Source organism: Pseudomonas sp. BTN1 (assembly GCF_001907715.1).
Lineage (GTDB): Bacteria > Pseudomonadota > Gammaproteobacteria > Pseudomonadales > Pseudomonadaceae > Aquipseudomonas > Aquipseudomonas paracarnis.
Genome location: NZ_MPBM01000007.1, coordinates 12,098 through 25,239, shown reverse-complemented (window position 1 = coordinate 25,239; position 13,142 = coordinate 12,098). Strand labels below are relative to the sequence as shown.

Genomic DNA, 13,142 nt, shown 5'->3' with positions numbered 1-13,142 from the left:
AAATGCCCGACGTTTTTTGTCTCTCCGCATACTACGCAGTGAAATTTTAATGTCTGATTCCTACACCGAAAAATCCGCCGAAGAATCCGTAGTCGCCCTGCACGCCAAAGCCGAATACGAAAACGCCATCAATCTTTCACAGCATGTGCCAGCCGCCAAGATCATCAGCGAGATGGTGCTGGACGCGTTTCACACCTCCAAGGAAAGCGACCAGATCCGCGAGCTGCGCGTTGCCATCCGCCAGGCCCACGATGCCTTCGATGATGACAAAGCCTATGAGCTGATGGGCCAGCTCAAGCAATTGAAAGACGCCGAAGCCGCAGACAACGCCGCCCTGGAACACCTGAGCAGTCAGTTCTCGATCAGCCGCATCCTGTCCAGCTTCAAGGACGATCCCGAGTTCCAGGAACTGGTCTATGGCCTGGCCCTCAAGGTGCTTAACCAGTCGCACCAGGCCATCAGCAACCCGAGCGCCGGCAAGGGCAAAGCTGCACGCGCCAAGAAAGACACCGAAGTGTTTGTGATCAGCAAAGATGGAATCAGCGTCACCCTGCCGCTGCGCACGCCGCGCTCCAAGCTCAATGTGGACCGCGAAGCACTGGAGTTCCTGGGCTTCACCTTTGTAGGCGAAGGCAGCGAGGCGGAGCTTGCGAGCGAAACCTTCATCGACAACAGCGGCGCCGAGCAGCCGGTCACGCGCAAGAGCATCGTGACCGCGCTGCAACAGCAAAGCGCCTTTGACGGCTACGCCATCGCCGCCCAGTAAGTGCCCAACACTACAAACTTCGCAGGGTCAAAAGAGCCTGCTCGACCTGGGCGAGAGTGATATGCCGGCCCACCGAGGCACGCACAAAGTGTGTGACGCCCAGGTCTTTAAGCAACAACGGAGTGTGAGCGGTGGTGCCTGCCCACAAGTTGAGCCCCAGCTCGCGGGCTTGGCCGACAAATGCCTTGGCCGGCAGGTTGTGCGGCACAAACGAGACAATTCCAGTCTGCTCGAACTGGTCGCACATTAGCGTCAACTGCGGCAGGCGTCGCAATTCCTTCGCCAGCAGCGCATAGGGCTCTGTATTCACCTGCCCGCCGCCGACCTGCACATACTCCTGCAGCGCCGTATGCATGCCCACCTGAGCCGAGAGGCTTTTTTCAGCAATTTCCAGCACCCGCGCACTGGCCACGTCCAGCCGGTTGACCTGGCCATCGGTGCTGGCGGCGTGCAAGTCGGCAAAATTGAGCTGCAATTGGCCAAGCAAGCGTGGCGACACGTAAGCAACCCCACTGCCACGGGGCCCGCAGAGAAACTTGCGGCCCGCACCTGTCAACAAATCACAATGGATATCCCGCACATCCAGCGGTAACTGCCCCAACGACTGGCAGGCATCCACCACATACAACGCATTCGCGTCCTTGAGCAACGCGCCCAGCGCTTCCACCGGATTGATCACCCCACAGCACGAAGGCAGGTGCGACACACTGACCAGGAACACATCATCGTCCAAATGACGCCGCACCCACTCCAGATCCAGCGGGCTGGTGGCCGTGGTGGGGATCACTTGGACGCGAATGTCACTCGATAACTTGAGGTAGTTGAAAAAGATCAGGTTGGCCGCGTACTCAGAAGTTGACACCCAGACCCGCTTACCCCGGGGAAATTGCAGTTTGCCGAGGATGCTGGTCCAGGCTTCGGTGGCACTGCTGAAAAAACCAATCTGTGAAGGCTGAGCATTCAACAGACCGGCCATCACTCGGTACAAGTCGACGTTGAGCAACTCTTCATAGGCAAGCTCGGCTTCATAGCTGCCTATCTGCGCTTCAATGGAGGTAAAACGCTGTATAGCATTGAGCGTGGCCGACGACATCAGGCCCGCACCGGCGGTGTTCAAATGCACCCTATTCATTTCATGCTTCCTTGTTCCACAAAACAGCCGATCCTTTCATCACGCCCACTGCCACTGCGAACAACAGCAATACCGTACCCGCCAGCAGCCACGGCGAAGGCAGGGATGGCTGTGACATCAGCATGAACGCCAGCGGCGGTGTGATCATCACGCCGATATTCACCCCCGCCGAGTAATAGCCGAGGTTGCGGTCAACGGTGTGACGGCTGGAGATACTGCTGACGTAGTGGGTGATACCGGGGAACACAACCATCTCCCCCAGGCTCCAGAGCACGGTGGCGGCCAGCAACAATGCACCGATATGGCTGAAGCCCATCAGGAAAAACCCTACGCCGGCCATCAGGAAACCCGCCACCAGTGAGCGACTGCTCGACAGGTGCGACATGCGTTGGTTAATCGGTACTTCGAATAGAATCACCAGCAGTGCATTGATAAAAAAGATGATGCCGACGTAGTAGGCCGGCAACTCGGTGTAGTTGATGATGTAGGCCGACAGAAACGTTGGCGGCAGCGCATAGGCGATGTGCACCGGCAACGCTGCCAGCAGAATCACCAGCAAGCGCGAACGCTCGTGCATTGCGCTTTCCGGCAGCCCATTGCCTTTACTGGCAACGCCAGCCCCTTGTGTCACCGGCACCGTACGCCCAAACCACAGGCAGGCGATAAAGGCGACAAGGGACAACGCCGCGTTGAGGTAGAACACCGCATCGGCGTTACTCAGGAAAATCAGGCTGCCCAAGAGCGGCCCGATTGCCATGCCGATGTTGATCGCCAGGCGGTTGCAGGAGAACGCCACTTTGCGCGATTCGCTACTGCTGTGAGCCACTGTTTCGGAGAACGTGGCGGGGGTGAATGCTTCGTAGCAGCCCCCCCATAGAAACGACAGCACAAACAACACCACGGTGTTATCCACCGACGGAATGATCAGCAGCAGCACCGCATTGAGCAGTAACGAACCGAGGATCACCCGATTGGCAGAAAAACGCTTGATCACCCCGCCGATGATCAAGTCCACAAACAACGCACCCGCGCCATACACGCCCACCAGCAAACCTGCGGTGCCCGCCGATACGGCGTGCTGATGAATCAGGTACGCCGCATAGAAAGGGAACGCCATGGTGCCCATGCGGAACACCAGGGTGATCAGGAACAGCAACTGCAAGCGGGCATTGAGCCCACGTAAAGCGCGATAGGTGCCCATCATCAGCGGATCACATAGACGTGGTCTTTGTTCTGGCGAATCTGCTCGTAATCCTCGTCGATACTGCGCTGGCTCTCCGATACCAGAAACACCCGCAGAGGGCTGCTGAGCAGGTCCACGGTCTTTTTCATCAACTTGCCGGCCTTGTATTTGACGCTCAGCTTATGCACCGAGGGCAGCGCCTCGATCAGTTGGATAGCTGAGTCGTTGAAGCCAGTGACCTCACCTTGCAGCGTAGTATCGGTGTTGATGACACAGGCTTCCTTGAGCTTTTGATAGCGCTTGCCGGCATAGTTTGCCTTGAACGCCTCACCATCGCAGTACGCCAGATAGGTGAGCTGCGCCTGGTTGCCGCCCAGGCTGATGTCGTGGAATCGGGGCTCCATGTTGCCGTTCAAGCGAGCACCGACTTCTACCAGCGCAGGGCCGGCTTCAGTGAGGATCACTTCCGAATGGGCTGGGCCGTTATTGATACCCAACGCCTTGAGCGCCTGCACGATGTAATCGACCAGTACGTTGGCCTCGGCACTGTCCGGCGCAATCAGAACGTCACGGTCATAGATGTTCTTGCCGCCACTGATTTCACGCTTCACATAACGCCAGATCCCACAGACGTAGGCCTGCCCATCACGGCTGACGGTATCGACGATATACTCCGGGCCCTTGAGGTAGGACTGGCAAAGAATTTCGGTGTTGGCCAGGCCGAAGATATCCAGGTTGGATATGACTTCCTCACAGGCGCGCTTGACGTCCTCGACGTTGTGGCAGATCGAGACGCCGTCTGTCGAAGCCGAGCTCAGCGGTTTGATCACGCACGGAAACACATGGCCGGCCTCTACCCAAGCCAGCAGTTGCTGGGGGTCCGAGGATTTGATCTGGCGGGCGGTCAACAGGCCCGCGGCCGCGACTTTATTGATCATCTCAAACTTGTCGCGGCGCGCACGCGACCCCGCGCTGCCGTTGGAAGTGGACAACTGCAGTTGTTCGCTCAAGTAGTCGGCAAATGGCACGCCTGGCTCCTGGCCAGCAATGACGGCGACTACGTTGAATTCGCGCAGGCGTTGCACGATCTCTTCAGCGTTGTCGTTGAACGCCAAATTGTGTTCGAACTCCGACAGATTCGGCCCGAGCATGCTCGGCATCAACTCTGGGGTACTCTGTACATGGATCAGGCTGAAGCCCGCATCCCGAAAATATTGCGGCAGGAAATTACCGCTCGAGTAGACATCCACCAATGCGACGTACTGCTTCATAAGAATGTCCTTTTTCAGTAATGAGTGGCGGTTTCAGAGGCCCGTGGCGAAGCCACGTCATCCAGCGCCAGGAAAATGTTCTGCGGAAACTCAGCCACACGGTGCAACAGGTGCAGGTACCAATTGATGCCATACACCGCCGACACGCGGGCCTTGACCTGACCCTGGTTTTTCACCTTCTGAATCAATTCAGGGCGCACACCGTGAAGCATCTCCAGCTCGCCTCGGTCGGCGATGCGGCTGGTGAGGATTTCTTCAACCAGCTGTGGGTCCTGGGTCGCGAAAGCGAACGGGCCACGGCCGCCATTGATTCGGTCCAGCAACCCCAGGTAACGCTCGTTGAGCGCATTGCCACGCGGTAAAGCAATCGCGGCAGGCTCAGCATAGACGCCTTTGACCAAGCGTACTTTGCAGCCAGTTTCCAGGACCGCCCCGAGGTCATCCGGGGTTCGATTCAATTGCGCCTGCAAGGTGATACCCACGTTGGGAAAGCGCCCGCTCAGTTGCAGGAAGATATCGAGGATCGAATCCGTCCATTGAGAACGCTCCATACTGATGATCACACCGATATCCTTATCGGCTGCATGGGTGAGGATCTTCGAGCAGTTCTCAATCGCCAGTTCGCGGGAAATGATGGTGCCGACGTTGGACAGGTCGAACCCCAACTGCGGGGGTTCTTCAAGCTTGGGATGCTGTGCAATCAAGTCGATGAGTTTCAGGTACTCATCGGTAGCCGCGGTGACCTCGGCTAATGTCGTCGCTTCCTCGCCAACGAACTCGACACCGGTGCGATAGCCTTTCTCCAGCAGGGCCCCAAGCTTATCAAGCATCTCCAGGCGATCTTCGGAGATGATGTAACGAAGAGCGGCGGGCCGCAGGAAATCGCGCAGCGTCTCGCTCTGCAGGAACAAATCGCGATAGGTTTTGTTTGCCGCCAGTTTCTTCAGGGCCAGGGTTGCCAGCAGGCTGTTGTCGGTCGTGTTCATGGCATTAAACCCCGTAGGACTGGTTGAGCATACGACGTGCGAAACTCGAATCGTCGGTGTGGTTGGCAATCTTGTGAGCGCGGAACTTGGACGCGTAACTGAGCAACGTTTCCTTGTGGCGGCTCTGCCGATCACGGGTAAAGATCCCGGCCCACAGGTTGTCCCAGCGCGCGTACTCAGGGTGAGTCATCAGCAGCTTATGAGCCTTGCGCATATTCCAGTGGGGAATGGACGGATGTAGGTGGTGCACGAGGTGGTAATTGTCGTCGTGGCGACCGAAAAAGAAGTTCTCCAAAACATTGCCTTTACGGTTGCGGGTCAGCAACAACTTGTCGGTCTCAACCGCCGGCATCGGATAATGCTCGGCCAACTCGATGATCCAGCCTACGGCTACGGCGGTGGTAAACAGCGGCACCAGCCAGAACAACACCCATTCAGCGACCACCCCGAACCAGGCGACCACAGCAAAAATTACCGCCCAATAAGCCCACATCATCATGCGTTCCTTGCGGATGCGCGGGTCTTGCCCCTGGACACGGTCCTTGACCACATACTTGATGTACTGAAGGGTTCTGTAGCCGGATAGCGCCATCACGACGTTCTTCAAGAAGAACTCGCGCTCGCTTTGTTGAAGGTCATACAGGCCGCACTTGAGATGGAAATTGTAGTCAGGGTCTTTTTCTGGATGCCCCAAGTGCACGTGGTGGTTCTTGATGTGCGAAGTGCTGTAGGACTGGTACAAGTGGAAGACCAGATACCCAGAAAGAAACGTACCGGCAAACCAGTTGATCGCACGGTTTTTTGCCAACACCTTGTGGGTTGACTCATGTAGTACGTTAGTCAAAGCACGTTGGGTGGTGCCGATTAGAAACAGCGAAACCGGGTAGAACCAATAGCTGACGCCCAACGACAGGTAAATGGCAAACGCAATAATTGCATAGTCCTTACCCAGTGCGATGGCCCAGTGATAGTTATCTTTTTTACACAAGTGTTTAAGCATCCCGAATGTTTCCCGGGAAATACCGGCAGCGTATTCGCTAGCAGGTTCTTTGTTTTTATCGACCAGCATAATCACTCCATAATTAAGCGGCGCGCTGCAGCACTCGATCCGCGCAGGGCGAAGATGATTTTTTGAGTGCTGCGCCTATTGTTTTTTTGCCTGAGCTAGACTCATCGGCTGCAAAAAAACTAAAGCACCGCTTAACAGTGAACAAGCTGCCCTTTTAGACAGGTAGCGCCAAATCACGCGCGCACGCGCGCGCTCGCCGATGAAAATTCATCGGCGAGCGCGGTATTTTTACGAGAGAGGCCTGCGGATCAGGCCTGTTCGCGGATGTAGCCCAGTTGCAAGGCTTTACGGATTGCGGACTTGCCGTTGGTGACATTCAACTTGCTGAAGATATTCTTCATATGAAACTTTACCGTACGCGGGCTCATGGAGACCAAGAGCGCTATTTCGTTATAGGTCTTGCCCAGGCTGGTCCAGGACAATACCTCTGTTTCGCGAGGCGTCAGCACGGTTTCGCGTACAACAGGGGCAAGCGAGGTTGCACCACTTTCCAGCGCCTCGTCGTAAACCGAGACCAGCAGCATCTGCAGTTCGCTTTTGTTGGCCAGCACTCTTTCGCGAAACTGTTGATGCTCTCCGAAACTGCACAGGTTGAGAATGGAATAAAAACCCTGGTTGCCATGCACAATAAAACTGGCGCCCTCGCCCACAGGCGCACACGGCCCCGGCACCGGCACCGCTTCTGCCGCAGGGGCCAGGATGTTTTCATCGCTCCAGAAAAACGGTTTTATGCGGCGCTTGGACAAGGACAACAAATGACCGCGTTGGTAAAAATCATCCGCCGCGTCACCGCGGTCCAGCGCATCGGGGTAATTGGTGATGATTTCCGCTTCGTCCAGCGTCGGCCCGCATTGATAAACCTCGAAATGCCCGAGGCCACGTCGACTCAGCTCGGCATCGAGCAATTGACGCACATCAGCGGGCTGAATGAGCGTGTTGTTATTGGCTTGACCATCGCTTCGCATGAATATCATCCCTGATGAGTGACAACGGGGTGAAGCTAGCGATCTGACGGAAGTGCTTCAATCCGGAAGCTTCTGATCAGAGCCGACCCACTCCGTAGGAAATTTCTCTAAACAGGGGAAAGAATGAAACACGCCTGACGGCCTTGTCCAGTGCTTCCGATGGCGAACCGACCGTGAGCAGCTATAGCGCCGCCTGATCAGACCACCTGCGTCGCAAAGGCCTCGCGAAAACGCTCCATCTCCCGCGAGTTGCCCACCGTCACCCGCACCCAATGCGGCCAGTCCTTCCATACCCGCCCAACCAACACATTCTGCGCCGCCAACTGCTCAATCACCTGCTCTGCCGGCCGCTTCACGTCGATCATGAAGCAGTTGCTGTGGGAGACGGTGCAGCTAAAGCCCCGGCCCTTGAGCCACGCGATTGTTTCATCGCGCAACCTGGCATTGAGCGCTTTGCGTTGGCCCACCAGTTGCGCGTCTTCCAGGCTGGCACGGGCGGCCAGCAAGCTGGCGCCGGCCGGGACGTTGTCGCCGCCAAACACCGCCAACCGCTCCAGCAACGCCGGGTGGCCGATCGCCAGGCCCAGGCGCGCACCGGCCATGCCGTAGATCTTGGAGAAGGTGCGCAGCACCAGCAGGTCGTCGTGGTCGTTGACCCAACTCACGCAACTGGGGGTATCGCAGAATTCGATATAAGCCTCGTCCACCACCAGCACGCTGCCCTTGGGTTTGTGCGCCAGGGCCCGCCGGATGGCATCGGTCGAGGTCAGGGTGCCGGTCGGGTTGTTGGGGTTACACAGGTACAACATGCCGGCCTGTGGGTCAGCCGCGAGCATGGCGGGCACATCATGGGCATGCTGGGCATCCAGGTTCACTTCATGCACCGGCGCCTTGATCGACTCGGCCGCCTGGCGCGGGACTTCGTAGGACGGCGTGGCCATCACCAGGCCGCGGGTCTGGCTGGCAAACGCCAGCACTGCGTAACGCAAGGCAGCCATCGAGCCGGCAAACACCCCGACGTTGTCTTCGGCTATACCCTGTTGTTGGGCGAACAGCGCGGCCAATGCGTACATATCGGGGTAAGGGTAACGTCCGGACGCTGCAATCGCGCGCTGCATTGCCTGGCGAGCCGCGTCTGAAGGGCCGTAGGGGCTTTCGTTGTAATTGAGCAGCACCTGGTCAGATTTTGTCGGCGCTGGGCTGGCGAGGGCCCATTTGAGCTGCCCCATCACAGGCAGGGCCGCGCCCAGCGCGAGAAGGGATCGACGACTGACACGCACCATGGTGACTACTCCTTGTAGAGGCGCGAGGGATTCGCGCAGGCCGTATAGAAGACTATGACGAGAAAGCCGTTGCCTGATTTACCACCAAGGCGTATCCCTGCACTCAGCACTTTATTGTTATAGCGGGCGCATGCAACACTTTCACTGCCGCGAACCTTCAAGAACGGGTTCTGCCGGCATGGACTGATGACTAAATGGAAGTGGTGAGCACTTGATACACAGACGGGAAAAAACCGAGCACTTGAAGAGCAACATCAAGTACTTGATCAAGAGTCGTGGCGAAACCCAGCTTTCGTTAAGCAGTGCCGCCGGCCTGACCAGGACCACCATCTACAACATCCTGGAAGGCAAGGTCGTTAACGTACAGCAGTCGACCATTCGCAAAATCTCGGACTTCTTCGGCGTCTCCTACGAAGAAATCGAGACCATCAGTTTTGAGGCCAAGGAAGTCATCGAGAGCAATGTTTCCCCACTGGGTAACAAGAACCCGGCGGCAGTGCCTGTGCTCAAGGAAAGCCTGCTCATGCAGAACCTGGGCAAGCGCATCGGTGAACTGGCCACGCTTCATCCGCTGACGTATTACTTCGGCAGCGCCTGCAACTTGATCGGCGTGCGCCTGGAGCACGGGATTCCGGGCCTCAATGAACCGGGGGACTTGCTGATCGTGCAGAAAGGCTCGTCGAGCGACGATAAAGAAAAGCTGGTGTACGACCGCGCCACCAAGAAGCTGTTCATCACCCTCGAACCCTGCGGGAACTCAGAGCGTTTGTGTGTCATCGGCGACATCCTTGAGGAGCGCTTCAATGACAACGTCTGAGGGCGCCGTGGAAAACAGCAAATACAAGTTACTGGGCTTTGAAAACGACAAACGCCTGGCGGTGATCATGGTGATCGCCACGGGCAAGGTCCTCAAGATCAAGCTGAGTGAAGTGCTCAGCAGTGAAATGATGGACAACTTCAACAAGATGGAAATCAAGAATCTGTACAAAAAATTCTACTCCCAAGGCGGGACACTGACCGCCTACGATATAAACGACCGCAATGAAAACTCCTGGATGATTTACATCATCCTGAACTTGCTGCTGTTCACCTTCTATATCTTCACCAGCATTGCCGCGACCAAACCGATTTACCTGGAGTCGTTGGGCATCATCGTCACGCCGGGCACGTTCCTGTACCCACTGACCTTCTTGATCGTGGACTTGCTCAACGAGAATTTTGGCTTGCGCCTGGCCAGGCGAGCCATTCTGTTTGCGTTTGCCAGCAACGCGATGATCATCATCCTGCTGTATGGCTCCACGTTCCTGCCGGGGCTACCGGGCTGGAAGCTGGATGGGCCTTATACCGACGTGATCCTGCAAGTGTCGTCGGTGCTGGTGGCCTCTTCGGTGTCGTTCTTGGTGTCGGAGAATATAAATTCCTATTTGCTGTGCAAGATCAAGGAGCTGACCAACTCCAGGTACCTATACCTGCGGATATTCCTCAGTACGTTCTTTGCAGTGATTATCGACAGCTTCCTGTTCTGCTTTATCGCCTTCTACGGGGCGATGCAGACCAGCGACATACTCAGCATGATCTATGTACAGATCGCGATCAAAGTCGGCTTTGCGTTCTTCAACATCCTGCCTGCCTACGGGGCACGTTCATTGTTCAAGCGCTATCAATAATCCTGTAAGAGCGAGCTTGCTCGCGAAGAACCCGAGCGCGCCGCGTTCAACCCGATGCGCTGCGTTATCGTTGACGTTCTTCGCGAGCAAGCTCGCTCCTACAAGGGTTATTTCAGCTGCAACTTGTGCTTGAGGCTCTGCATGACAGTTGTCTTGTTCTGCAGGTAGTCATTCAAGCCCCGAGCGCGCAGGTTGCACGCGTCACACTCGCCACAGCCGGTACCGATGATGCCGTTGTAGCAAGTCAGCGTCTGCTCGCGCACCAGCTCCAGTTGCCCGTGATAGTCGGCCAGGGCCCAGGTTTCGGCCTTGTTCAGCCACATCAACGGGGTGTCGAGGCGCACGTCGTATTCCATGCCCAGCTTGAGGGCCTGGTTGAGTGCTTTGACAAACTCATCCCGGCAATCGGGGTAGCCTGAGAAGTCGGTTTCGCATACACCGGTGATGACGGTCTCGGCCTTCACTTGGTAGGCGTAGATCGCAGCCAGGGTCAGGAACAGGATGTTGCGCCCCGGCACAAAGGTACTCGGCAGGCTTTCACCCGAGCTGTTCACGGTCGGTACCGGGATGTTGTCGCGCGTCAGGCTGCTGATCGCCAGCTCATTGAGCAGGGACACATCCATCACTTTGTGCACAGTGGCCCCCAACTGCTTGGCCAGCTTCTGGGCCACTTCGATTTCTGCCACATGGCGCTGGCCGTAATCAAAGGTAATGCAGTGCACTTCGTCATACAGCGGCAGGGCCTGGATCAGACAGGTGGTCGAATCCTGCCCGCCACTGAAGACCATCACGGCTTTTTTACTCATTGCATTGCTTCCTGCATTTGTAGAATTGGGATGTAGGAGTGCGCTCGCTCGCGAAAAACGTCAACGATAACGCAGCGTATCCGGTTTAGCGCAGCGCTCAATAAAAAACCCCGCACGACTTTCGAAGGCGGGGCTTTTTTACTGCAAGACCACTCAGTGGGCGTAGGTCAGCAACAGCTCTTTCGGCACTTGGAAATCCAGGGACATCATCACGCTGAGCGCGGTGATGGTGAAAATCGAGAACACGAACAGCTTGCGCGCCCAGACGGTGTCATCCACCGCCTTGTAGCCGGTCCAGGCCATGTACAACCAGTACATGCCCATGGCGGCGGCGACGGCGAGGTAGCTCATGCCGGCGTAGCCACTGAAGGTCAACATCAAGGTCGCCACGAGGAAGGCCAGGATGTAGAGCAGGATGTGTTTCTTGGCCACCTGGATGCCACGCTTGACCGGCAATACCGGAATCGACGCAGCCAGGTAGTCATTGAAGCGGAAAATCGCGATGGCGTAGGAATGCGGCATCTGCCACAGGCTGAACATCACCAGCAGCACCAGCGCGGCCATGTCGAAGCTATTGGTCACAGCCACATAACCAATCACCGGCGGCATCGCCCCCGACAGACTGCCCACCAGCGTGCCGTGAACCGACTTGCGCTTGAGGTACAGGCTGTAGAGACCGACGTAGATGACAAAGCCAATCACGGCAAACAGCGCCGCCAATGGGTTGGCCACCTTGTACAACAGGGCCACACCGGCAACACCCAGGACGGTCGCAAAGATCAGTGCCAGCTTCAGGGAAATAAGCCCCTGGACCAGCACGCGATTCTTGGTGCGCTCCATCTTGATGTCGATGTCACGGTCGATGCAGTTGTTGAATACGCAACCGGAAGCAACCACCAGGGACGTACCGATCATTGCAGCCAGGAAGATGGCCAGATCGACATGTCCCTTGGAGGCCAGGAAGAAACCGCCCGCCACAGAAAGCACGTTACCGAAAATGATCCCCGGTTTGGTGATTTGGATAAAGTGCTTAAGCGACATCGGGTCTTACCTCACTTCGCCATCATGTAGGTGTGGATGCTGAACATGATCCACAGCGACAGACCAACCAGCAGAACGATCACCAGGCCTGCGAACACAAACGCGATCACGTTCTCGCGCTGCTCTTTGGAGCGGTCCAGGTGCAGGAAGTACACCAGGTGAACCAGAACCTGAATCACCGCGAACGCCAGGACGATCATCAAGGTGATCGACTTCGGCAAGGTTGGGTACATCACCAGGCCGAACGGGATCAGGGTCAGGATGACCGACAGGATGAAGCCGATGGCGTAAGACTTTACGCTGCCGTGGCTTGAATCGTGGCTGTCATGGGAGTGTGCATTAGCCATTACAGAGTCCCCATCAAGTAAACGACGGTGAATACGCAGATCCAGACCACGTCCAGGAAGTGCCAGAACAGGCTCAGGCAGCTCAGGCGGGTCTTGTTGGTGTTGGTCAGGCCGTGCTTATTGACCTGATACATCATCACTGCCATCCACAGCAGGCCAGCGGATACGTGCAGACCGTGGGTGCCGACCAGCGTGAAGAACGCCGACAGGAAACCGGAACGGTGCGGGCCGTAGCCTTCGGAGATCAGCAGGTGGAACTCGTTGATCTCCATGCCGATGAAGCCCAGGCCGAACAGGAAGGTCAGGCCCAGCCAGCTCAGTACGCCCTTCTTGTTGCCCTTGTAGAAGGCCAACATGGCGAAGCCGTAGGTGATCGAACTGAACAACAGCAAGGCGGTTTCGCCGAGCACGTAAGGCAGTTCGAAGATGTCGTGGCCCGACGGGCCACCCGCTACGTTGTTTACCAGTACCGCGTACACCGCGAAGATCGACGCAAACAAGATGCAGTCGGTCATCAGGTAGAGCCAGAAACCGTAGACGGTTATTGGCCCCGAGTCGTGGTGGTGGTCATCGTGCCCATGGTCATCGACATGGGCGTGTCCAGCATTGGTCACTAAGTTCGACAT

Annotated in this window: 14 protein-coding genes; 3 read left to right on the top strand and 11 right to left on the bottom strand. The window is 56.8% G+C overall.

All coding sequences use genetic code 11. From position 1 onward, the window contains the following. Window positions 1–49 precede the first annotated feature (49 nt). Window positions 50–766: a hypothetical protein gene (locus tag BMH52_RS02755; protein ID WP_020302011.1), complete on the top strand. Its 717-nt coding sequence runs from the start codon at window positions 50–52 to the stop codon at window positions 764–766. Between the two features lie 10 nt (window positions 767–776). On the opposite strand, the gene BMH52_RS02750 is transcribed toward BMH52_RS02755, so the two are convergent. The 7 genes from BMH52_RS02750 to BMH52_RS02720 all read right to left on the bottom strand — a co-directional run bounded on the left by BMH52_RS02750 (window position 777) and on the right by BMH52_RS02720 (window position 8,655). Then, window positions 777–1,898, bottom strand: coding sequence for an aminotransferase class V-fold PLP-dependent enzyme (locus BMH52_RS02750; RefSeq protein ID WP_073842857.1), 1,122 nt, complete (start codon window positions 1,896–1,898; stop codon window positions 777–779). A 1-nt stretch (window position 1,899) separates the two neighbouring features. Beyond that, window positions 1,900–3,102, bottom strand: a complete 1,203-nt coding sequence (locus BMH52_RS02745; protein WP_019817486.1) for an MFS transporter — start codon at window positions 3,100–3,102, stop codon at window positions 1,900–1,902. After that, window positions 3,102–4,352, bottom strand: coding sequence for an ATP-grasp domain-containing protein (locus BMH52_RS02740; protein ID WP_014719857.1), 1,251 nt, complete (start codon window positions 4,350–4,352; stop codon window positions 3,102–3,104). Before BMH52_RS02740 ends, BMH52_RS02745 begins: the two co-directional genes overlap by 1 nt. Before the next feature lie 14 nt (window positions 4,353–4,366). Next, on the bottom strand, window positions 4,367–5,338 hold the full coding sequence (locus BMH52_RS02735) for a proline dehydrogenase family protein (protein WP_020302012.1): 972 nt from the start codon (window positions 5,336–5,338) through the stop codon (window positions 4,367–4,369). 4 nt (window positions 5,339–5,342) lie between these two features. Continuing rightward, complete coding sequence (locus BMH52_RS02730; protein WP_020302013.1) at window positions 5,343–6,407, bottom strand: fatty acid desaturase family protein; 1,065 nt, start codon at window positions 6,405–6,407, stop codon at window positions 5,343–5,345. Window positions 6,408–6,655: 248 nt separating this feature from the next. Then, a complete protein-coding gene (locus BMH52_RS02725; RefSeq protein WP_020302014.1) occupies window positions 6,656–7,372 on the bottom strand; it encodes a LuxR family transcriptional regulator in 717 nt (238 codons plus the stop codon). A 197-nt stretch (window positions 7,373–7,569) separates the two neighbouring features. Then, window positions 7,570–8,655: a pyridoxal phosphate-dependent aminotransferase gene (locus BMH52_RS02720; protein ID WP_014719861.1), complete on the bottom strand. Its 1,086-nt coding sequence runs from the start codon at window positions 8,653–8,655 to the stop codon at window positions 7,570–7,572. A 211-nt stretch (window positions 8,656–8,866) separates the two neighbouring features. On the opposite strand from BMH52_RS02720, the gene BMH52_RS02715 reads away from it, so the two are divergent. Further along, a complete protein-coding gene (locus tag BMH52_RS02715) occupies window positions 8,867–9,472 on the top strand; it encodes a helix-turn-helix transcriptional regulator (RefSeq protein WP_003194047.1) in 606 nt (201 codons plus the stop codon). Next, window positions 9,459–10,322: a queuosine precursor transporter gene (locus BMH52_RS02710; protein ID WP_014719862.1), complete on the top strand. Its 864-nt coding sequence runs from the start codon at window positions 9,459–9,461 to the stop codon at window positions 10,320–10,322. The genes BMH52_RS02715 and BMH52_RS02710 overlap by 14 nt, the downstream gene beginning before the upstream one ends. A gap of 107 nt (window positions 10,323–10,429) precedes the next feature. On the opposite strand, the gene queC is transcribed toward BMH52_RS02710, so the two are convergent. From queC to BMH52_RS02685, 4 genes are all read right to left on the bottom strand, one after another. Then, window positions 10,430–11,128, bottom strand: coding sequence for a 7-cyano-7-deazaguanine synthase QueC (gene queC / locus BMH52_RS02700; protein WP_014719863.1), 699 nt, complete (start codon window positions 11,126–11,128; stop codon window positions 10,430–10,432). Between the two features lie 153 nt (window positions 11,129–11,281). Then, the gene (gene cyoE, locus BMH52_RS02695; RefSeq protein WP_019817484.1) at window positions 11,282–12,169 is read right to left on the bottom strand and encodes a heme o synthase; all 888 of its coding nucleotides are present in this window, start codon (window positions 12,167–12,169) and stop codon (window positions 11,282–11,284) included. Between the two features lie 11 nt (window positions 12,170–12,180). Further along, complete coding sequence (cyoD, locus tag BMH52_RS02690) at window positions 12,181–12,516, bottom strand: cytochrome o ubiquinol oxidase subunit IV (protein WP_003194051.1); 336 nt, start codon at window positions 12,514–12,516, stop codon at window positions 12,181–12,183. Next, entirely contained in the window at window positions 12,516–13,142 is a 627-nt protein-coding gene (locus BMH52_RS02685) for a cytochrome o ubiquinol oxidase subunit III (RefSeq protein WP_003194052.1), read from the bottom strand. The genes cyoD and BMH52_RS02685 overlap by 1 nt, the downstream gene beginning before the upstream one ends.

Coding starts and splice junctions, on each gene's coding strand:
- BMH52_RS02685 (WP_003194052.1), bottom strand. CDS start 13,142: ATGTCGAACTTAGTGACCAATGCTGGACACGCCCATGTCGATGACCAT.
- queC (WP_014719863.1), bottom strand. CDS start 11,128: ATGAGTAAAAAAGCCGTGATGGTCTTCAGTGGCGGGCAGGATTCGACC.
- BMH52_RS02720 (WP_014719861.1), bottom strand. CDS start 8,655: ATGGTGCGTGTCAGTCGTCGATCCCTTCTCGCGCTGGGCGCGGCCCTG.
- BMH52_RS02745 (WP_019817486.1), bottom strand. CDS start 3,102: ATGATGGGCACCTATCGCGCTTTACGTGGGCTCAATGCCCGCTTGCAG.
- BMH52_RS02750 (WP_073842857.1), bottom strand. CDS start 1,898: ATGAATAGGGTGCATTTGAACACCGCCGGTGCGGGCCTGATGTCGTCG.
- BMH52_RS02730 (WP_020302013.1), bottom strand. CDS start 6,407: ATGCTGGTCGATAAAAACAAAGAACCTGCTAGCGAATACGCTGCCGGT.
- cyoE (WP_019817484.1), bottom strand. CDS start 12,169: ATGTCGCTTAAGCACTTTATCCAAATCACCAAACCGGGGATCATTTTC.
- cyoD (WP_003194051.1), bottom strand. CDS start 12,516: ATGGCTAATGCACACTCCCATGACAGCCACGATTCAAGCCACGGCAGC.
- BMH52_RS02710 (WP_014719862.1), top strand. CDS start 9,459: ATGACAACGTCTGAGGGCGCCGTGGAAAACAGCAAATACAAGTTACTG.
- BMH52_RS02725 (WP_020302014.1), bottom strand. CDS start 7,372: ATGCGAAGCGATGGTCAAGCCAATAACAACACGCTCATTCAGCCCGCT.
- BMH52_RS02740 (WP_014719857.1), bottom strand. CDS start 4,352: ATGAAGCAGTACGTCGCATTGGTGGATGTCTACTCGAGCGGTAATTTC.
- BMH52_RS02735 (WP_020302012.1), bottom strand. CDS start 5,338: ATGAACACGACCGACAACAGCCTGCTGGCAACCCTGGCCCTGAAGAAA.
- BMH52_RS02755 (WP_020302011.1), top strand. CDS start 50: ATGTCTGATTCCTACACCGAAAAATCCGCCGAAGAATCCGTAGTCGCC.